Source organism: Streptomyces sp. NPDC079167 (genome assembly GCF_040686735.1).
GTDB lineage: Bacteria > Actinomycetota > Actinomycetes > Streptomycetales > Streptomycetaceae > Streptomyces.
In genome coordinates this window covers 185,554-206,049 of sequence record NZ_JBFBLO010000012.1, presented here as the reverse complement: position 1 = coordinate 206,049, position 20,496 = coordinate 185,554, and the positions used below count along the sequence as shown (strand labels likewise).

18 protein-coding genes are annotated in these 20,496 nt (G+C 71.7%); 17 read left to right on the top strand and 1 reads right to left on the bottom strand.

Annotation, left to right across the window (positions count from 1 at the left end; all coding sequences use genetic code 11):
- Positions 1–116 precede the first annotated feature (116 nt).
- The 3 genes from clpB (at position 117) to AB0P41_RS25585 (ending at position 4,946) form a co-directional block, all read left to right on the top strand.
- Positions 117–2,723 (top strand): ATP-dependent chaperone ClpB, encoded by a 2,607-nt coding sequence (gene clpB / locus AB0P41_RS25595; RefSeq protein ID WP_356717015.1) that lies wholly within the window; start codon positions 117–119, stop codon positions 2,721–2,723.
- Positions 2,724–3,130: 407 nt separating this feature from the next.
- Positions 3,131–4,330: an MFS transporter gene (locus AB0P41_RS25590; protein ID WP_356716993.1), complete on the top strand. Its 1,200-nt coding sequence runs from the start codon at positions 3,131–3,133 to the stop codon at positions 4,328–4,330.
- A gap of 70 nt (positions 4,331–4,400) precedes the next feature.
- Entirely contained in the window at positions 4,401–4,946 is a 546-nt protein-coding gene (locus tag AB0P41_RS25585) for a YbjN domain-containing protein (protein WP_365934374.1), read from the top strand.
- Between the two features lie 81 nt (positions 4,947–5,027).
- Here the strand turns inward: AB0P41_RS25585 and AB0P41_RS25580 are convergent, their stop codons facing one another.
- A complete protein-coding gene (locus AB0P41_RS25580) occupies positions 5,028–6,209 on the bottom strand; it encodes a pyridoxal phosphate-dependent aminotransferase (protein WP_356716997.1) in 1,182 nt (393 codons plus the stop codon).
- 126 nt (positions 6,210–6,335) lie between these two features.
- Between AB0P41_RS25580 and AB0P41_RS25575 the strand changes: the two genes are divergently transcribed.
- The 14 genes from AB0P41_RS25575 to AB0P41_RS25510 all read left to right on the top strand — a co-directional run bounded on the left by AB0P41_RS25575 (position 6,336) and on the right by AB0P41_RS25510 (position 20,495).
- Positions 6,336–6,605: a hypothetical protein gene (locus AB0P41_RS25575; protein ID WP_356716999.1), complete on the top strand. Its 270-nt coding sequence runs from the start codon at positions 6,336–6,338 to the stop codon at positions 6,603–6,605.
- 328 nt (positions 6,606–6,933) lie between these two features.
- A complete protein-coding gene (locus tag AB0P41_RS25570; protein WP_356717001.1) occupies positions 6,934–7,452 on the top strand; it encodes a DUF2617 family protein in 519 nt (172 codons plus the stop codon).
- Positions 7,453–7,575: 123 nt separating this feature from the next.
- On the top strand, positions 7,576–9,177 hold the full coding sequence (locus AB0P41_RS25565; RefSeq protein WP_356717003.1) for a polyamine aminopropyltransferase: 1,602 nt from the start codon (positions 7,576–7,578) through the stop codon (positions 9,175–9,177).
- A gap of 83 nt (positions 9,178–9,260) precedes the next feature.
- The gene (locus AB0P41_RS25560) at positions 9,261–10,172 is read left to right on the top strand and encodes an SRPBCC domain-containing protein (RefSeq protein ID WP_365934371.1); all 912 of its coding nucleotides are present in this window, start codon (positions 9,261–9,263) and stop codon (positions 10,170–10,172) included.
- A 30-nt stretch (positions 10,173–10,202) separates the two neighbouring features.
- Complete coding sequence (locus AB0P41_RS25555; protein ID WP_365934369.1) at positions 10,203–10,997, top strand: aldose 1-epimerase; 795 nt, start codon at positions 10,203–10,205, stop codon at positions 10,995–10,997.
- Between the two features lie 30 nt (positions 10,998–11,027).
- Positions 11,028–11,567 carry an orotate phosphoribosyltransferase gene (gene pyrE / locus AB0P41_RS25550; RefSeq protein ID WP_356717009.1) on the top strand — a complete coding sequence of 180 codons (540 nt, stop codon included), beginning with the start codon at positions 11,028–11,030 and terminating at the stop codon, positions 11,565–11,567.
- Between the two features lie 167 nt (positions 11,568–11,734).
- Positions 11,735–12,766, top strand: coding sequence for a class II fructose-bisphosphate aldolase (fbaA, locus tag AB0P41_RS25545; protein WP_104787119.1), 1,032 nt, complete (start codon positions 11,735–11,737; stop codon positions 12,764–12,766).
- A gap of 529 nt (positions 12,767–13,295) precedes the next feature.
- Positions 13,296–14,795, top strand: a complete 1,500-nt coding sequence (locus AB0P41_RS25540) for an MFS transporter (RefSeq protein WP_356717011.1) — start codon at positions 13,296–13,298, stop codon at positions 14,793–14,795.
- Between the two features lie 3 nt (positions 14,796–14,798).
- Positions 14,799–15,212: a DUF3151 domain-containing protein gene (locus AB0P41_RS25535; protein WP_356717013.1), complete on the top strand. Its 414-nt coding sequence runs from the start codon at positions 14,799–14,801 to the stop codon at positions 15,210–15,212.
- A 166-nt stretch (positions 15,213–15,378) separates the two neighbouring features.
- Positions 15,379–16,227, top strand: a complete 849-nt coding sequence (locus tag AB0P41_RS25530; RefSeq protein ID WP_356713915.1) for a tryptophan 2,3-dioxygenase family protein — start codon at positions 15,379–15,381, stop codon at positions 16,225–16,227.
- A 17-nt stretch (positions 16,228–16,244) separates the two neighbouring features.
- Positions 16,245–17,441, top strand: coding sequence for a kynureninase (gene kynU / locus AB0P41_RS25525; RefSeq protein ID WP_365934365.1), 1,197 nt, complete (start codon positions 16,245–16,247; stop codon positions 17,439–17,441).
- Between the two features lie 121 nt (positions 17,442–17,562).
- Positions 17,563–18,438, top strand: a complete 876-nt coding sequence (locus AB0P41_RS25520) for an alpha/beta hydrolase (protein WP_365934363.1) — start codon at positions 17,563–17,565, stop codon at positions 18,436–18,438.
- A gap of 75 nt (positions 18,439–18,513) precedes the next feature.
- Positions 18,514–19,830, top strand: a complete 1,317-nt coding sequence (locus AB0P41_RS25515) for a histidine kinase (protein ID WP_365934362.1) — start codon at positions 18,514–18,516, stop codon at positions 19,828–19,830.
- Entirely contained in the window at positions 19,827–20,495 is a 669-nt protein-coding gene (locus AB0P41_RS25510) for a response regulator transcription factor (RefSeq protein WP_356713911.1), read from the top strand. Before AB0P41_RS25515 ends, AB0P41_RS25510 begins: the two co-directional genes overlap by 4 nt.
- Position 20,496: the final 1 nt, after the last annotated feature.

The window sequence follows — 20,496 nt, the reverse complement described above, 5'->3', positions numbered from 1 at the left end:
CATACGGAGGGGAGGCGGGGACACCGTATCGGCCTTGAGTGGAATAGACTCAACTTTGTACCCGTTGTTCGAGTCATAGTTCCGTGAAGCACCAGCACGAGGAGGAGACAGCGCCCGTGGACGCCGAGCTGACCAACAAGAGCCGGGACGCCCTGAACGCGGCCACCAGCAGGGCCGTCAAGGACGGTCATCCCGATCTGACCCCCGGGCACCTGCTGCTTGCGCTGCTCGCGGGCGAGGACAACGCGAACATCACCGACCTGCTGGCGGCCGTCGAGGCCGATCAGGTGGCCGTACGCGAGGAGGCCGAGCGGCTCCTGGGCTCGCTGCCCAGCGTGACCGGCTCGACCGTCGCCCCGCCGCAGCCGAGCCGTGACATGCTCGCCGTCATCGCCGACGCCGACCAGCGCGCCAAGGAGCTCGGCGACGACTACCTCTCCACCGAGCACCTGCTGATCGCCCTCGCGGCGAAGGGCGGCCGCGCCGGTGAGATCCTCGACGGGCAGGGAGCCAGTGCGAAGAGGCTGCTGGACGCATTCGAGAAGAGCAGGGGAGGGCGCCGGGTGACCACTCCCGACCCCGAAGGCCAGTACAAGGCGCTGGAGAAGTTCGGCACCGACTTCACGGCCGCCGCCCGCGAGGGCAAGCTGGACCCGGTCATCGGCCGTGACCAGGAGATCCGCCGCGTCGTGCAGGTGCTGTCGCGCCGTACGAAGAACAACCCCGTGCTCATCGGCGAGCCCGGCGTCGGCAAGACGGCCGTCGTCGAGGGCCTCGCCCAGCGCATCGTCAAGGGCGACGTGCCCGAGTCCCTGCGCAACAAGCGGCTCGTCTCCCTGGACCTCGGCGCGATGGTCGCGGGCGCCAAGTACCGCGGCGAGTTCGAGGAACGCCTCAAGACCGTCCTCTCCGAGATCAAGGAGAGCGACGGGCAGGTCATCACCTTCATCGACGAGCTGCACACCGTCGTCGGCGCGGGCGCCGGCGGCGACTCCGCGATGGACGCGGGCAACATGCTCAAGCCGATGCTCGCCCGTGGTGAGCTCCGCATGGTCGGCGCCACCACGCTGGACGAATACCGCGAGCGGATCGAGAAGGACCCGGCCCTGGAGCGCCGCTTCCAGCAGGTCATGGTGGCCGAGCCGTCCGTCGAGGACACCATCGCCATCCTGCGTGGCCTCAAGGGCCGCTACGAGGCGCACCACAAGGTCCAGATCGCCGACTCCTCGCTGGTGGCCGCCGCCACGCTCTCGGACCGCTACATCACCTCCCGGTTCCTCCCCGACAAGGCCATCGACCTCGTCGACGAGGCGGCGTCCCGGCTCCGCATGGAGATCGACTCCTCCCCCCTGGAGATCGACGAGCTCCAGCGGTCCGTCGACCGGCTACACATGGAGGAGCTGGCACTCAGGAACGAGAGCGACGAGGGCTCCAAGCAGCGCCTGGAGAAGATCCGCCGCGACCTCGCCGACAAGGAGGAGGAACTGCGCGGTCTCACCGCCCGCTGGGAGAAGGAGAAGCAGGGCCTGAACCGCGTCGGTGAGCTCAAGGAGCGCCTCGACGAGCTGCGCGGCCAGGCCGAGCGCGCCCAGCGCGACGGCGACTTCGACACCGCCTCCAAGCTGCTGTACGGGGAGATCCCCGGCCTGGAGCGGGAGCTGGCCGAGGCCGACGAGGCCGAGCAGGAGGCCGCCCAGGACAAGGACACCATGGTCAAGGAGGAGGTCGGCCCGGACGACATCGCCGACGTCGTCGGAGCCTGGACCGGGATCCCGGCCGGACGCCTCCTTGAGGGCGAAACCCAGAAGCTGCTGCGGATGGAGTCGGAGCTGGGCAGGCGGCTGATCGGCCAGACCGAGGCCGTGCGCTCCGTGTCGGACGCCGTACGCCGCACCCGCGCGGGGATTGCCGACCCCGACCGCCCCACCGGCTCGTTCCTCTTCCTCGGCCCGACCGGGGTCGGCAAGACGGAGCTGGCGAAGGCGCTCGCGGACTTCCTGTTCGACGACGAGCGGGCCATGATCCGCATCGACATGAGCGAGTACGGCGAGAAGCACAGCGTCGCCCGGCTCGTCGGTGCCCCGCCCGGCTACGTCGGCTACGAGGAGGGCGGCCAGCTCACCGAGGCGGTCCGCCGGCGCCCGTACAGCGTCGTGCTGCTCGATGAGGTGGAGAAGGCCCACCCCGAGGTCTTCGACATCCTGCTCCAGGTGCTCGACGACGGCAGGCTCACCGACGGCCAGGGCCGGACGGTGGACTTCCGCAACACCATCCTGGTCCTCACGTCGAACCTCGGCAGCCAGTTCCTGGTCGACCCCCTGATCGATCCCGAGGCGAAGAAGGAGCGCGTCCTGGACGTCGTACGGTCCTCGTTCAAGCCGGAGTTCCTCAACCGGCTCGACGACCTGGTCGTCTTCTCCGCCCTGTCCGGAGACGAGCTGGCCCACATCGCGGGGCTCCAGGTGGCCCGTCTCGCCGGCCGGCTGGCCGACCGGCGGATCCAGCTCGACGTCACCCCGGACGCCCTCTCCTGGCTGGCCGAGGAGGGCAACGACCCGGCGTACGGCGCCCGGCCGCTGCGCCGGCTCATCCAGACCGCGATCGGCGACCGGCTCGCGAAGGAGATCCTCGCCGGCGAGGTCAAGGACGGGGACACGGTCCGGGTGGACCGGGCCGGCGACGGGCTGCTCGTGGGCACCGCTACCGCGGCGAAGACCCTGTAGGCGGTAGCCGGTGAGCTGTGCCCCCGGCCGGAGGACATCGTGTCCCGGGCCGGGGGCACACATATGTGCGGCTTCCGTCCCCATTGATGTGTGTACCCGGCACGCACCGTCGGTGGAGTCGCCCACCAAATTGAGCCGAAAATTTCCATTCCGTGGCTGAATGGGAGACAGGGACTGCTTTTTTGTACCGGGGTGATACATATCCGTGTGCTCGGGCGGGACCGGCGGGGGTGACCGCCTGGGTGATCGTGCTCCGCGCAATATCGGGACACTCCGGGCCCATTTCCCTTGTGCTGGGAACGGGTGCTCCTTAATTCCGAAGCCGGTAAGGTACGCGCATGACGGAGCGAATGCCCGGTGAGCAGAGTGCGGAGCCGAAGGATTACAGAAGTGACAGCCTCATTCGCGTGAGCGAATTTCGTACGCTGTGGGCGGCTTTTGCTCAGTCGGTGCTGGGTGACCAGCTGGCGCGGGTGGCGCTGTCGCTGCTGGTGTTCGAACGCACCGAGTCGGCCGGCTGGACCGCGGCCACCTACGCCCTGACGACTCTGCCGGCCCTGCTGTCCGGGGTGCTCCTCTCCGGTCTCGCCGACCGCTTCCCCCGGCGCACGGTCATGATCAGCTGCGACCTGGTGCGCGCCGTCCTCGTCGGGCTGATGGCCCTGCCCGGTACGCCGTTGCCGCTGCTCGCGGGGCTGCTGGTGCTGGCACAGCTCGCCGAGGCGCCGTTCGGGGCGTCGCAGGGCGCCCTGATGCCGGCCGTCCTGGGCGAGCGCCTGTACGAGCGGGGTCAGCGGGTCATGCTGATCACGCACCAGGCCGGGCAGCTGGTCGGCTTCGCGGCAGGCGGGGTGCTCGTCGTGTGGCTGGGCAGCCATCTCTCCCTGGGGCTGAACGCGGCGACGTTCCTGGTCTCCGCGGTCCTGATCAGGGTGGGTGTGAAGGCGAGGCCGGTGGACCAGGACGCCGACGCGCCGCCGAAGCGCATGCACACCCAGGTGCGGAAGGCCGCCGCACTGATCTGGTCGGACCCCCGGCTGCGTTCGCTGGTCGCGCTCGGCTGGCTGGCCGGATTCATCGTGCTTCCCGAGGGCCTCGCCGCTCCCTTCGCGGAGGAGGCCGGCGCGACCGCCGCGTCGGTGGGGCTCCTGCTCGCCGCGCACCCCGCGGGCATGGTCCTGGGCGCGGCCGTCCTGGGCCGTGCGGGCTTCGACGTGGAGCGGCGCCGCCGGCTGCTCGGTCCGCTGGCGGTGGGTGCGAACCTCCCGCTGGTCGTCTACTGGGCGGGCCCCGGTGTGGGGGTGGCCCTGCTGGTGCTGCTGGTGTCGGGCGTGTGTTCCGCGTACCAGATCACCGCGGGGGCGACCTTCGTGCTGCTCACCCCGGCCGACCAGCGCGGCCAGGCACTGGGCCTGGCCCGGTCGGGGCTGACCGCGATGCAGGGGATCGGCGTCGCGGCGGGCGGCCTGGCAGCGGAGCTGTCCGGGTCCTCCGCGCACACGATCGGGGGTGCGGGCCTCGTCGGAACGCTCTGCGCGGTCGTGATCGCGGTTTCCTGGTCGCGCGCCAGGGGAACGAGCGCGGGGACGATTCCCCTGAGCGCATAGGACCACCGGCCGCGATGGCGGCTAGGGTCGAAGCCAGGAAACCACGTGCGATCCACAGGAGTACCCAGCGATGTCTATCGACCCGTCCTCGATCCCTAACTTCGGGGGCCAGCCCGAACCGCAGACGTCAGGTCCCGAGGGCCCCGTGGTCCCCGACCAGGACCTCGTCAAGCAGCTCCTCGAGCAGATGGAGCTGAAGTTCGTCGTCGACGACGAGGGCGACCTCGCCGCGCCGTGGGAAGACTTCCGGACGTACTTCATGTTCCGCGGCGAGGAGGAGCAGCAGGTCTTCTCCGTGCGGACCTTCTACGACCGCCCCCACGCCCTGGACCAGCGGCCCGTTCTGCTCGACGCGATCGACGACTGGAACCGCCGCACCCTGTGGCCCAAGGTCTACACGCACGCCCACGAGGGCGAGGAGGGCACCGCGGGCTCCGTGCGGCTGGTCGGTGAGGCGCAGATGCTCATCGGCACCGGTGTCAGCCTGGAGCACTTCGTCTCCTCGACGGTCAGCTGGGTGCGGGCCTCGATCGAGTTCGACAAGTGGCTCGTGGAGCGTCTCGGCCTGGAGCCCGCCGAGAAGAAGGTCGAGGGCGAGGAGCCCACGGAGGCCTGACCGGGCCCATGGACCGCGAAGGCCCGGTCCGGAGCGCGGCCTGTACGGCCGGCGCCCGGACCGGGCCTTCGTCATGTGCGGTCAGATGGCCCGGAGGCTCTTCAGCCGGGTGACTGCCTCGGTGAGCACGTCCGTGCGCTTGCAGAACGCGAAGCGTACGAAGGGGGCGCCCTGCTCGCGGTGGTCGTAGAAGACCGCGTTCGGCACGGCGACGACCCCGCAGCGTCCGGGGAGCGCCCGGCAGAACGCGAAGCCGTCGCTCCCCTCGCCGAGCGGCCGGATGTCGGTGGTGACGAAGTACGTCCCGGCGGGCCTGTAGACCTCGAAGCCGGCCTCGGCGAGTCCCGCGGCGAGCAGGTCACGCTTGGCGCGCAGGTCGGTGCGGAGCCCGTCGAAGTAATCGGTCGGCAGCCGCAGGGCCTCGGCGACGGCGTACTGGAACGGGCCGCCGGACACGTACGTCAGGAACTGCTTGGCGGAACGGACCGCGCTGACCAGTTCCGGGCTCGCGGTGATCCAGCCGATCTTCCAGCCCGTCAGCGAGAACGTCTTCCCCGCGCTGCTGATGCTGACCGTGCGCTCCCGCATGCCGGGGAAGGAGGCGAGCGGGATGTGCTCGCCCTCGTAGACGAGGTGCTCGTAGACCTCGTCGGTGACGACCAGGAGGTCCCGCTCGCACGCGAGTGCGGCGACGGCCGCGAGCTCGTCACGGGTCAGGACCGTTCCGGTCGGGTTGTGCGGGGTGTTGAGCAGGATCAGCCGGGTGCGCGGCGTGACGGCCGCGCGCAGCTCGTCGAGGTCGAGCCGGTAGGCACCCGCGTGGGGCCTGAGCGTGACGGGGACGCGGGTGCCGCCTGCGAGGGCGATGCAGGCGGCGTACGAGTCGTAGTACGGCTCCAGGGCGATGACCTCGTCGCCGGGTTCCAGGAGGGCGAGCAGGGAGGCGGCCACCGCTTCCGTGGCGCCCGTGGTGACCAGCACCTCGGCGTCCGGGTCGTACTCCAGTCCGTAGTGCCGCAGCTGGTGCTCCGCGACCGCGGAACGCAGCTCGGGGATGCCGGGGCCCGGTGGGTACTGGTTGCCGTGGCCGGCGCGCAGGGCGCGGACGGCGGCCTCGCGGATCTCCTCGGGGCCGTCGGTGTCGGGGAAGCCCTGACCGAGGTTGATCGATCCGGTCTGTACGGCCAGCGCCGACATCTCCGCGAAGATCGTCGTGCCGAACTCGGTGAGGCGGCGGTTGAGCAGCGGTCGTCCCTGTGTCATGGGCGCCATCCTGTGCCGAAGCTCTGGAGTTGCTCAAGTCTGCTTTGGCCGCGGCGGGGCGCGGGAATCCAACGGTCAGTCGAGAAGCGGGGACCTCGCTTCGGGGGACAGAAGGATGTGAGGTCGATGGAGTTGTTCTTCTTCATCGTGTTCCTGGTGATCGTGGTGGTGGGCATCGCGGCCCTCGCCTCGGGATCCGGTGGCCGCCGGAAGACGCCGTCGTCACGCGCGGGGCGCAGGGGAAGCGGTGGCTCGGACAGCGGCTCGGGAGGAAGCTCGGGCAGCTGGTGGGCCGGGGACAGCGGCGGCGGTGACTCCGGCGGGCATTCCTGCGGAGGCGGCGGCAGCAGCTGTGGCGGTGGTGGCGGAGGCTGCGGCGGTGGCGGCGGCAACTGAGACGGGCTCACCCGCCCCGCACGGGGGTCGGGACGGGTGCGCCTGAGGTGTCCGGTGGGACCGAACTCCCGCCGGACACCTTTTTGTTGGGGGTGCGGGAACAGGTGAACCGTCCTGCCCCCTGAGGGATGGAAACCACGGCAAGTTGGGTAAAAACGCTGAGAGTGCGACGTACTTCGTGATTGCATCGTTGTAGTCAACATTCAGCCCCCGGGCCCCAGTTGGGCGCACCCCAGTTGGGCCGGATCGGGCTCCTCCTCCCCCCGCGTGCGCCGGCACGGGGGTGTCTCCTGTCCATGTGTCCCTGTGCGTTTTGCGGAGCCGATCCATGCTCACAACCCTCCAGACCGCCTACTCCGATACCCGAGCCGCCGATCTGGCATGGACGCTCGGGCGGGAGCCGCTGCCCGCCCTGGCCGTACTCGACCTTGAACTAGCTGGCGCGAAAGTGCAGTTGAGGCTGCTCGGCGCCTCTCATCAGGTGCTGCTGGAGGAGGAGCGCCGTACGTGCTCCGAGACCGTGGCCTGTCTGCCGGGCAGCAGCACACCGCTGCCGCTGGGTGTCGCCGAGAGCCTGGGCGACTGGGACTACGAGTTCGCGGCGCGCGTCGAGACGCTCTCGGAAGGCTCGTTCGCGGGGCGTGCGCAAGAACTGCTCGCGCTGGTGTCCGACCACCCTCATGGACTGGCGGGGACGTTTCCCGGCAGTCCGTACGCCTTCACGGCGATGCTCGCGCAGCGCACGGAGGGTCAGGTGCGCTGGCGGACCTGGCACGCGTATCCGCAGGAGGGGCAGCTGGTGGTCACCCGGTCGAAGGTGGGCGCGCGGGTGCCGGCGGCCGTGTAGTGGGGGAGCGTGCGCGGGTTCGCCCGGTGCGGTGCGCGGCGGGTTCGGCGCGCGTCCGGCGCGCGACACTTACACCCGTGTGGGTGACAAGCGGCGACCTTTCCGTCACGTAGCGTTCATTTCATGATCGACCAGCAGATGCCGCTGCGAGCAGGCGTGGCGGGGCTCCCCGTGCGGCCGAGGACCGGCCGGTACCTCGTGCTGGCAGTGGTCTTCATCTGCGCCGCGTGCGGTCTGGTGTACGAGCTGGAGCTGGTCGCGCTCGCCTCGTACCTGATCGGTGACTCGGTCACGCAGGCGTCGGTCGTGCTCTCCGTGATGGTGTTCGCGATGGGCATCGGCTCGCTGCTCGCGAAACGTTTACGCGGCCGTGCCGCAGTGGGTTTTGGGCTGATCGAGGCCGCGCTCGCGCTCGTCGGCGGCACGTCGGCGCTGATCCTGTACGCCTCGTTCGCCTGGCTCGGGGAGTCGCGCTACGCGCTGGTCGGCTTCTCGCTCGCGATCGGGATCCTGATCGGCGCGGAGATCCCGCTGCTGATGACGCTGATCCAGCGGGTCGACCGGCAGGACGCGGGCGGGGCGGTCGCCGACCTGTTCGCCGCCGACTACGTGGGCGCGCTGGTCGGGGGGCTGGCCTTCCCCTTCCTGCTGCTGCCGATGATGGGCCAGCTGACGGGGGCGCTGTTCACCGGCGCGGTCAACGCGGCGGCGGGCGGGGCGCTGGTGCTGTGGGTGTTCCGGCGCGATCTGGGCACCGGAGCACGTTGGCTGCTGATCCTGGTCAACTGCGCGGTGATCGCCCTGCTGGCCACGGCCTCCGTCCTCGTCGACGACTTCGAGCGAGCGGCACGGCGCGCGGTGTACGGGGACGAGGTGCGGGTGGCCGTGCAGACCGACGTGCAGGAGATCGTCCTCACGGGGGCGGGGCGGGGCTCGCTCGACCTCTATCTGGACGGCCGGCTCCGCGTCAGTTCACGGGACGAGCAGCGCTACCACGAGGCGCTCGTGCACCCCGCGATGAAGGGCGCCCACCGGCGGGTGCTGATCCTGGGCGGCGGCGACGGGCTGGCGGCCCGTGAGGTGCTGCGCTACCCGGATGTCACGTCCGTCGTGGTGGTCGAGCTCGACCCGGCCGTCACCCGGTTGGCCCGGACGGACCCGGCGCTCGCCCGGCTGAACGGGCACGCGTACGACGATCCCCGGCTGACGGCGGTCGCCGGGGACGCCTTCACATGGCTGCGGGACACGCGCGAGCGTTTCGACGTGGTGATCTCGGACCTTCCCGATCCGGGGATCACGGCGAGCACGAAGCTCTACGCGGCCGAGTTCTACGGGCTGGTCGCCGGGGCGCTGGAGCCCGCCGGCCGGCTGGTGGTGCACGCGGGCCCGACGGTGAGCAGACCGACGACGTTCTGGACGGTGGAGGCGTCGGTGCGGGCGGGCGGCCTCGCGACCCTGCCCTACCGTGTCGACGGGCGCCTCACCGGGTTCGCCGCGGGGCCCGACCGGGCCGCGGCGGGCGGGGCGGAGGCACCGCGGGACTGGGGATTCGTGCTGGCCGCCCGGCAGGAGGTGGGCCGGCTCGGGCTGGACCCCGGGGCGCCGGCCCTGCGGACGCTGGGGGAGCGGGAGCTGCTGGCCGGACGGCGCTCGGCGGAGCGGGTGCGGCAGCACGGGATGCCGCCGTCCACCCTCGTCCACCCGCGGTACTGGGAGGAACCCTGAGCGCGGCGGCGCGGCGCGGGCCGCACGGGCGTCCGGGGTGGAAGCGCTGACGGGACGGCCGGGGCTGAGTAGGCTCGGTCGGTATGGAGCATGAGGTGTTCGTTCCGGTTCCGGTTCCGGCTCTGCGGCGGACGCTGGGTGATCCCGCCCGCGTCGCGCGCTGCGTGCCCGGACTCCAGCAGGATGCCGACGCGTCGGCGGGGCCGCTGGCGGGCCGGCTGAAATTCCGGGCCGACGGCCACACGATCACGTACCGCGGGGCGCTGACGCTGCGGCCTTCCGGCGGGGGTGATTCCTTCTCCGTAACCGGGGAGGGTGTGGAGGCCCGGGGCACGGGATCGGCGAAGCTGGCACTGACCGTCGGCCTCACGGAGGCGGACGGCGGGACGACGATCGGGTTCACCGGCACGGTGAGCGGTGACGGCCGCATCGTGGACCTCGACGCGTCCGCGGCGCTCGCCGCCGCGCAGCGACTGCTGGACCGCTTCACGCAGCAACTGGTGACGGAGACCCTGGCGACGCGGGACGGGGAGGGGGCGGCCGGTGCGCCGTCCGGGGAGGCCGGAGCGGAGTCCGTCGAGGGTGCGGCGTCGCCACCCCAGGTCGCTCCCGAGCCGTCCGGCGAGGCGCCGTCTCCCGAGGCGCCGTCTCCCCAAGCCGAGTCTCCCGAGCAGCCGTCTCCCGAGTCGCCGTCCGCGGACAAGGAGTCCGTGTTCGACGCGCCCGTGCCGCCGCCGTCGCTCGATCCGTCCGCGGAGATCGAGTTCACCGTGCCGGACGAGCCGCCCGCCGAGGCCGCGCACGCCCGCCGCACGATGATCGGCCGCAGCACGGAGGAGGTCGACCACGCCCCGCCGCGTGGCCGGTACGCCCCCGTCCCGTCGCCCGAGGCGGGAGCCGCGGGCATCACGCTCCGCTGGGCCGCCCCGGCAGCCGCCCTGGCGATCGCCTCGGCCGTGGTGGTGGGCAGGGCACTGCGGCGCAGGCGGCCGTAGGGAGCCGCCCCGCGCCAGTAGTGTCGGGGGGTGAGCAGAGTTGCGAAGAACGCCCGGCTGACCGCCGGCGACGTCGAATTGACCGTTGACCCCGTGAACGGCTGCCGGATCAGCAGCCTGCGGATCGGGGACACCGAACTGCTGCGCCAGGGCGAGCGGTACGGCTGCTTCCCCATGGTGCCGTGGTGCGGCCGCACCGAGAACGGCCTGTTCCGCAACGGTGGGGAGCTGCACCGGATGCCGCTCAACTCCCCACCGCACGCCATCCACGGAACCGGCCGCGACACCTCCTGGCGGCCGGCCCGGGAGGGTGACACGGAGGCCGCCTTCTTCTACGACCTGGCCGACCCATGGCCGTACGAGGGCCGGGTGACGCAGTCCTTCGAGCTGACCGAGGAATCGCTGACGCTGAGCCTCGGCATCGAGACGTACGGGGACTCCTTCCCGGCGCAGGCCGGGTGGCACCCCTGGTTCCTCCGGAACCTCGGCGGCCAGGACGTGCGGATCGACTTCGACGCGGACTGGCAGGAGGAGCGCGGCGACAACCACCTGCCGACCGGACGCCGGATCGACCCCCGCCCAGGCCCCTGGGACGACTGCTTCGGGATGCCCGCGGGCGTCGACGTGAAGCTCACCTGGCCCGAGCAGCTGGAGCTGACGGTCCGGAGCCGCGACGAATGGGTGGTGATCTACGACGAGCAGGCGGAGGCGGTCTGCGTGGAGCCGCAGTCCGGGCCGCCGAACGGACTCAACACGACCCCCCGCCTGGTCACCCCGATCGAGCCGCTGGAGATCACGACGACCTGGAGCTGGGCGCGGCTCTGACCCTCCGTGGCAGCCCTTACCCTCGTTGTCATGACTGACGTACGCGCTGAGCTGCTCCAGCAGATCAAGGACAAGGCCGTGGTACACGGCAAGGTGACCCTCTCCTCGGGTCTGGAAGCCGACTGGTACATCGACCTGCGCCGGATCACGCTGGACGGCAAGGCCGCGCCGCTGGTCGGCCAGGTGATGCTCGATGCCACGGCCGAGCTGGACTACGACTGCGTAGGCGGCCTGACGCTGGGAGCCGACCCGGTGGCCACCTCGATGCTGCACGCCTCGGCGGCGCGCGGGAAGAGCCTGGACGCGTTCGTCGTCCGCAAGGCGCAGAAGGCCCACGGGATGCAGCGCCGGATCGAGGGCACGGACGTCAAGGGCCGGCGCTGCCTGGTCGTCGAGGACACCTCGACGACCGGTGGCTCGCCGCTGACGGCGGTCGAGGCCGTGCGTGAGGCCGGCGGCGAGGTCGTGGCCGTCGCCGTGATCGTCGAGCGCGGAGCCGCTCCGGCGATCGCCGAGGCCGGTCTGCCGTACGTCCATGTCTACTCGGTGGCGGACCTCGACCTGGGCTGACCTGGGCATTCCTTGGGCCGCTCCCTGTTTCACGTGAAACAGGGAGCGGCTGTCCCATGGGCAGCGTGGAGCCGAAGCGAGAGTCTGGGAAGATGTGGGCGACGATGACGTCGCCCCCAGGTCAGGGACCAAGCACTGCACACCCGCACATCCCAAGGAGCGGACAGATGCCCATCGCAACCCCCGAGGTCTACGCCGAGATGCTCGACCGGGCGAAGGCAGGCAAGTTCGCCTACCCGGCCATCAATGTGACGTCGACCCAGACCTTGCACGCTGCACTGCGCGGCTTCGCGGAGGCGGAGAGCGACGGCATCGTCCAGATCTCCACCGGTGGTGCCGAATTCCTGGGCGGCCAGTACAACAAGGACATGGTGACGGGCGCCGTAGCCCTGGCCGAGTTCGCGCACATCGTCGCCGCCAAGTACGACATCACGGTTGCGCTGCACACCGACCACTGCCCCAAGGACAAGCTGGACGGTTACGTCCGTCCGCTGCTCGACGTCTCCGCGGAGCGCGTCGCCAAGGGCCTGAACCCGCTGTTCCAGTCGCACATGTGGGACGGCTCGGCCGAGACCCTCGCCGACAACCTGTCCATCGGCCAGGAGCTGCTGGCCAAGGCTGCCGCCGCCAAGATCATCCTTGAGGTCGAGATCACCCCGACCGGTGGCGAGGAGGACGGTGTCACGCACGAGATCAACGACGAGCTGTACACGACCGTCGACGACGCGCTGCGTACGGCCGAGGCGCTCGGCCTGGGCGAGAAGGGCCGCTACCTGCTGGCAGCGTCCTTCGGCAACGTCCACGGCGTCTACAAGCCGGGCAACGTCGTCCTGCGGCCGGAGCTCCTCAAGGACCTCCAGCAGGGTGTCGCCGCCAAGTACGGCAAGCCGGCCGGCAGCCAGCCGTTCGACTTCGTCTTCCACGGCGGTTCGGGCTCCACGGCCGAGGAGATCGCCACCGCGCTGGAGAACGGCGTCGTGAAGATGAACCTCGACACCGACACCCAGTACGCCTTCACCCGCCCGATCGTGGACCACGTGTTCCGCAACTACGACGGCGTGCTGAAGGTCGACGGCGAGGTCGGCAACAAGAAGGTCTACGACCCGCGCAGCTGGGGCAAGTCCGCGGAGGGCGGCATGGCCAAGCGTGTCACGGAGGCCTGTGCGAATCTGCGGTCCTCGGGTACGAAGCTGAAGTAGTCGCTGCGGCACGTCACGGGTGGGCCCGGTTTCCCTTCGGGGGGCCGGGCCCGCTGCGTGCCCGCTGTGTGCCCGCTGCGCGGGGCTCTTCCCCTACCCGCCCCTTCCCGAACCGGGGCTCCGCCCCGGACCCCGCTCCTCAAACGCCGGAGGGGCTGGGGGGGCGAGCTCGGGGGGGCAGGAGTCCGCCGGGCCAGGACCCCGCTCCTCAGGCGGCGGAGGGGCTGGGGGGCGAGCTTGGGGGGACAGGAGTCCGCCGGGCCACCCCGCTCTTCAGGCGGCGGAGGGGCTGGAGGGCGAGCTCGGGGGGCCAGTAGTCCGCCGGGCCAGGACCCCGCTCCTCAGGCGGCGGAGGGGCTGGATGGTGCGGGCTCGGGAGGGTTGGAGGCGGCGGGCTCAGGGCGGGGGTGGGCCTCGGAAGGCTGAGGGGCGCCGGCAGGGTGGCGGTCCGGGGACGGCTGAAGGGCCTGTGAGCGGCCGGGTGGGTGCAGGGGTGGCCGGGGGCCCGGGCAGCGGTGATGCTGCTCGTATGACTGACACGGACGGCGCGGGCGGTGACGGGATCCGGGTTGCCTCGCCCGTGGGGCGGTGGGTCGTCCTGACCACCGTGCTCGGGTCCAGCATGGCTCTGCTCGACTCGACGGTCATCAATGTGGCCCTCCCGCGCATCGGCGAGGACCTCGGCACCGACATGGCCGCCCTGCAGTGGACCGTCAACGCCTACATGCTCACCCTGGCGGGGCTGATCCTGCTCGGGGGTGCGCTCGGGGACCGGTTCGGGCGGCGGAGGGTGTTCGTCCTCGGTGTGGTCTGGTTCGCCGTGGCCTCGCTGCTGTGCGGGATCGCGCCCAACGCTGAGGTACTGATCGCCTCGCGGGCGTTGCAGGGGGTCGGGGGCGCGCTCCTCACCCCCGGCTCGCTGGCGATCATCCAGGCGAGCTTCCATCCCGACGACCGGGCCCGTGCCGTGGGCCTCTGGTCCGGGCTCGGCGGGGTCGGGGCCGCCGTCGGACCGTTCCTGGGAGGGTGGCTGGTGGACGGGCCGGGATGGCGGTGGGTGTTCCTGCTCAATCTGCCGCTGGCCGCCCTCTGCGTTCCCGTGGCTCTCCGCCACGTACCGGAGTCCCGCGATCCCGACGCCCACGGCCGCTTCGACGTGCTCGGGGCCGCCCTCGCCGCGCTGTCCCTCGCCCTGGTCACCTATGCGCTGATCGAGGTGCCCGAGCAGGGCGCGTCCGTCACCGTGATCGGCGCGGCACTCGGTGGTGTGGTCCTCGGAGCGGCCTTCGTGCGGCTGGAGCAGCGCCGGGCCGACCCCATGGTGCCGCCGTCGGTCTTCGCGTCGCGGCAGTTCACCTCCGTCAACATCGTCACGTTCTGTGTGTACGCCGCCCTGGGCGGGTTCTTCTTCCTGTCCGCGATCCAGCTCCAGGTGGTCGCCGGCTACTCAGCGCTCGGCGCGGGCACCGCGCTCCTGCCCACCACGGTGCTCATGCTGCTCTTCTCGGCGTCGGCGGGCGACCTCGGCCGGCGTATCGGGCCCCGGATCCCGCTCACCGTCGGCCCGCTGGTGGCAGCCGCCGGGATGCTCCTGATGCTGCGGGTCGGCCCCGGTGCCTCGTACCCGCTGGACGTCCTGCCCGCGGTGCTCGTGCTGGGCCTCGGCATGGTCACCCTCGTCGCGCCCCTCACCGCGACCGTCCTGGCCGCCGTGGACACCGGCCGGGCCGGGCTCGCCAGCGGCATCAACAACGCGGCGGCGCGGGCGGCCGGGCTGCTCGCGGTGGCCGCGCTCCCGCTGCTGGCCGGGATGGGCCCGGAGGCCTACCGCGACGCGGGGGAGTTCGCCTCGACGTTCCGGCGGGCCATGCCGATGTGCGCCGGTCTGCTGGCGGCGGGTTCGGTGATCGCCTGGTGGGCCGTGCGGAGGGCCCCCGAGGCCCGGCCGGAGCCCCGGCCGGAGTGTTCGACGCACTGCGGGGTGTCGGCCCCGCCCTTGGAGCCGGAACCCCCGCCCAGGCACACTTGAACCATGTCCATCCACGAGAACCTTCTCGGGGGCCCTGCCCCGACCCACCTGCCCGACGACCCGGAGCCGCGCGAGCTGCTCGCGAGCGGCACGGCGCCCGCCGATGTCGCGGCGAAGTACCCCACCTCCTCGCTGGCCTGGGCGCAGCTCGCCGACGAGGCGTACGAGGGCGGCCGGGTCGTCGAGTCGTACGCGTACGCGCGCACCGGCTACCACCGCGGCCTCGACTCCCTGCGCCGCGCGGGCTGGAAGGGCCACGGCCCCGTCCCGTTCGAGCACGAGCCGAACCGCGGCTTCCTGCGGGCCCTGCACGCCCTCGCGCGCGCCGCGCAGGCGATCGGCGAGCAGGAGGAGTACGAGCGCTGCTCCTCGTTCCTGCGCGACTCCTCGCAGACCGCCGCCGACATCCTGGGCTGAGACAGGCTGGGACCACGCCTTCCGCCGGGGCCCCGCGGGCAGCCGCCCGCGGGGCCCCGGCGCGTCCCGTCGATGGCCGTTAGGATGCCGAGCAGGGGACCGGAGCTCCACCACCTCAGAGGAAGGGGCGGACCGCTACCCGGAAGCTCGTGTCGAGGAGACAGAAATGTCGACGATCCACCCCGACCCCGAAGCCACCGGTGCGGACAACCCGCACCTGGACTTCGCGGGAACGACTCCGTACGAGGACTACGTCCAGGCGGACGTCCTGACCCACCTCCAGCACCTGCGCTCGGACGATCCCGGCGAGATGGTCTTCCTGGTCACCACCCAGGTCATGGAGCTGTGGTTCACGGTCATCGTCCATGAGTGGGAGACGGCGGCGCACGCCCTGCGCGAGGACCGCATACCGGTCGCCCGTGACGCCCTGAAGCGTTCGCTGCGGGAGCTGGAGGCGCTGAACGCCTCCTGGAAGCCGCTCGCCGGCCTCACCCCCGCCCAGTTCAACTCCTACCGGGGGTCCCTCGGTGAGGGGTCCGGATTCCAGTCGGCGATGTACCGCCGGATGGAGTTCCTGCTGGGCGACAAGTCCGCCTCCATGCTCGTGCCGCACCGGGGCGCGCCCCGCGTCCACGCCGAGCTGGAGAAGGCGCTCCACGAACCCGGTCTGTACGACGAGACGCTCGCCCTGCTCGCCCGGCGTGGGTACGCCGTGCCGCAGTCGGTGCTGGAGCGGGACCTCTCGCAGAAGTACGAGCCGTCGCCCGCGGTCGAGGCCGTCTGGGCGGAGATCTACGCGGACGCGGACCAGAACGCCGAGCTCGTGCGGCTCGGTGAGGTGCTGACCGATGTCGGCGAGCTGGTGTGGCGCTGGCGCAACGACCATCTGACCGCCACCCGGCGGGCGATGGGATCGAAGACCGGAACCGGCGGATCGGCCGGGGTCGCCTGGCTGGAGAAGCGGGCCACCAAGAGCGTGTTCCCCGAGCTGTGGACGGCGCGTAGCCATGTCTGACTTCAAGGAGCGCGACCGTGTCTGACTTCAAGGAACGCGCCGAGGCGCTCGACGCCGCCGACGGGCTGGCCGCCCTGCGCGAGCTGTTCACCCTCGACGACACCGTCTACCTCGACGGCAACTCGCTGGGCGCGCTGCCCCGCCACGTCCCCGCGCGCATGCAGGACGTCATCGCCCGTGAGTGGGGCTCGCTGCGCATCCGCTCCTGGGACGAGAGCGGCTGGTGGACCGCGCCCGAGCGGATCGGTGACCGGATCGCCCCGCTGGTCGGGGCTGCCGCCGGGCAGATCGTGGTGGGCGACTCCACCAGCGTGAACGTGTTCAAGGCGGTCGTCGCGGCGACCCGCCTCGCGGGGGAGGGCCGCGACGAGCTCCTCGTCGACGCGTCGACCTTCCCCACCGACGGGTACATCGCCGCTTCGGCTGCCCGGATGACGGGCCACCGCGTCGTCCCGGTCGCCCCGTCCGACGTACCGGCCGCGCTCGGGCCCCGTACGGCGGCGGTGCTCCTCAACCACGTCGACTACCGCACGGGCCGGCTCCACGACCTGCCCGGCCTCACCGCCGCCGTCCATGAGGCGGGCGCCGTCGCCGTGTGGGACCTGTGCCACAGTGCGGGAGCCCTGCCCGTGGGTCTCGACGCGCACGGTGTCGACCTGGCCGTCGGCTGCACGTACAAGTACCTCAACGGAGGCCCGGGTTCGCCGGCCTATCTGTACGTCGCCGAACGCCATCAGGCGGCTTTCGACTCGCCCCTGCCCGGGTGGACCTCGCACGCGGACCCGTTCGCGATGACTCCCGGATACGCCCCCGCGGACGGTTCCGTACGGGGCCGGGTCGGCACCCCGGACATCCTGTCCATGCTGGCCCTGGAGGCGTCGCTGGACGTCTGGGACGGCGTGGCCGTGGACGCCGTGCGGGCCAAGTCCCTGGCGCTGACGGACTTCTTCCTGGAGTGCGTCGCCGCCTACGTCCCTGACGGCCGGGTCACGCCGGTCACCCCGGCCGCCCACGCGGAGCGCGGCAGCCAGGTCTCGCTGCGGTGCGAGAACGCCGACGAGACGGAAGCGGTGATGCGCGCGCTGACCGAGCGCGGCGTGGTCGGCGATCTGCGCCGCCCGGACGTCCTGCGCTTCGGTTTCACCCCGTTGTACGTCGGTTTCGCCGACGCGGAGCGGGCGGCGCGGATCCTCGCCGAGGTGCTGGCGGTCTGAGACCGGCCCTCCGCCGCCGTGCGGGCCCACACTCCGGGCCCGTACGGCGGCGGTTCGTCGTACTGGTACCGTCCCCGCAGGTCAGTCCAGTTGGGCACGGGCCCAGGACGGTTGGAGCAGCATGTCGGATTCTGCCGCGCGTGATCGTGACGCCGCCGAGACCGAGTCGGCGTTCGCCCATCCGGTGGTCGCCCCCGACGGGTCCGCGGCCTACGGGAGCCACCCCGACCAGGTGATCGACTTCTTCGCACCGCGGGACGGCCGTGCCGGGGCGCCGCTCGTGGTCCTGCTGCACGGCGGTGCCTGGCGGGCGCCGTACGACCGCAAGCACGTGTCGCCCTTCGCGGACTTCCTCGCGCGGCGCGGCTTCGCGGTGGCCAGCGTGGAGTACAGGCGCGGCGGGGAGATCCCGCACCAGGGCACGGCGGGCCCGGTCGCGGGGCGCTGGCCCGAGACCTTCGACGACGTGGCCGCGGCGATGGACGCCCTGCCGGCGCTGGCGGCCCGGGAGCTGCCGACGGCGGATCCGCGCAAGACCGTGGTCACCGGACACTCGGCCGGCGGGCAGCTCGCGCTGTGGGCGGCCGCCCGGCACGTGCTCCCCGAGGGCTCACCGTGGCGGCTGCCCGCCGCGCCGCCGCTGCGCGGGGTGGTCGCGCTGGCGCCGATCGGGGACTTCGCGAGCGCGGTGGAGCTCGACGTCTGCTCGGGTGCGCTGCACCAGCTGCTGGGCGGCGTGGACGACTTCGAGGCGCGGAGTGCGCACGTCGATCCTGCTCTCCTGCTGCCGACCGGGATCGCCACGGCCGTCGTCCAGGGGGTGGACGACCTCACCGTGCCGCAGGCCGTCACGGAGGCCTTCGTGGACGCCGCGGCGAAGGCCGGGGAGATGGTGGGCCTGACGCTGCTGGACGGCGTGGGGCACTTCCCGCTGATCGACCCGTCGGCGGACGCCTGCGCCGTGGTGGCCGAGGAGATCGCCCAGCTGGCCTGGTAGTACTTGCGACGGACGGCTGAGGATCCGTATCACTGCTGACGACCGGGGTGGGGGCCGACGCCTACCTTGGGACACGTGACCGAGACGAAGACACGAAGCCCGGAGCACCAGGCGGCAGCCGGGGCGATAGACGGCCTGCGGCAGGACCTGTTCCAGAATGTGCTCGACTACCGCCCGCTGAGCCCGCTGGGCACTGACGGGCCTGTGATCCGGCGACTGCCGAGGACCGTCCGGAAGGGAGCCGTCTGGTTCCCGCACGCGGTGGTGGGTCTGGTCGCGCTGATCGCGGGGATGGACGGCGTCTTCACCGCGAACACCTACTCCCCGTTCGGCATGGTGACGGGCCTCACCGCGTTCGTGCCGCCCGCCGTGCTGTTGATGACGCTGGTCCGCCCCGTACTCGCGTTCTGGGCGTCGATCGCCTCCATTCCCCTGGTGGCCGGCCTGAGCAGCGGAAGCTGGCCGTGGGACGGGAGCGCTTTCGCCTGTCATCTGGGCGTACTGATCGTCGTAGCCGCGAGGACCCGGCCACGCACCGCCGTCTGGATGTGGCTGATCACCCTGCTCGTCGGGTCCGTCCTGGGGAACTTCGCCGCGTCCTACTCCTCCAGCACCCAGCCCATGGCCATCGTCTCCGCGCTGGCCCTGCTCCTCGTCGCGCTGGTCCAGGTACGCCGTGACGCCCAGCGGGAGGTGACCGTGCAGCGCACCGTCACCGCCGTGGAGCGCGACCGGCGCACGCTGCTGGAGGAGCGCACCACCATCGCCCGCGAGCTGCACGACGTCGTCGCCCACCACATGTCCGTCGTCGCCATCCAGGCCGAGGCGGCGCCGTACCGGGTGGAGAATCCGCCGCCCGAGCTGGAGCAGGCGTTCGTGACCATCCGGGAGAACGCCGTCGCCGCGCTCACCGAGCTGCGCCGCGTCCTCGGCGTCGTACGGGCGGAGGACTACGAGGCGCCGGACGCCCCTCAGCCCACGCTCGCCGAGCTCGACCGGCTGCTGGACAACGTCCGTGAGACGGGCCTGGAGACGGAGAAGACCGTCACCGGCGCGGTGCGGGAGCTTCCGCAGGGCGTCGAGCTGTCGGCGTACCGGATCGTCCAGGAGGCACTGAGCAACACGCTCCGGCACGCGCCGGGCGCCACCGCCAAGGTGGAGATCGGCTATGTGCTCGGCGGGCTCGGGGTGCGGGTCGTCAACGGCCCCGCGCGGGGGCTGGTCAAGCCGTCGCCGGGGGCCGGCCACGGAATCACGGGGATGCGGGAGCGGGTCGCGATGCTGAACGGGGAGATGACCGCGGGGGCGTACGGGGACGGCGGCTACGAGGTCGCCGTGTTCCTGCCCGTACCGGCGCAGCGCTCCGGCGCCGAGGACGGTGAGGGCGCGTGACCGAGTCGCCCATCCGGGTCCTGATCGTCGACGACCAGATGATGGTCCGCGAGGGCTTCTCCGTGCTGCTCAACGCCATGCCGGGCATCGAGGTCGTCGGTGAGGCCGTCGACGGACGGCAGGCCGTCTCGCAGGTCGCCGCGCTACGGCCCGACGTGGTCCTGATGGACATCCGGATGCCCGAGCTCAACGGCATCGAGGCGACCCGGGAGATCGTCGCCGCCGACGCGGACGCCAAGGTGCTGGTCCTGACCACCTTCGACCTCGACGAGTACGTCTACCAGGCGCTGCGGGCCGGCGCCTCCGGCTTCCTCCTGAAGGACGCCTCGGCGAGGCAGCTCGCCGAGGGCGTACGGGTGGTGGCGTCGGGCGAGGCGCTCCTCGCGCCGACGGTGACCCGGCGGCTGATCACCGAGTTCTCGAAGATCGCCGAGGCGCCGAGACCGCCCGCCATGTCCAGGATCGGTGACCTCACCGAGCGGGAGACGGAGGTGCTCGTACTGATCGCCCAGGGGCTGTCCAACCTGGAGATCGCCTCGCACCTGGTGGTCGCCGAGTCGACCATCAAGACCCATGTGAGCCGCATCCTGGTGAAGCTGGGGCTGCGGGACCGCACCCAGGCGGCCGTGTTCGCGTACGAGGCGAGGCTGGTCACGCCCGGATAGC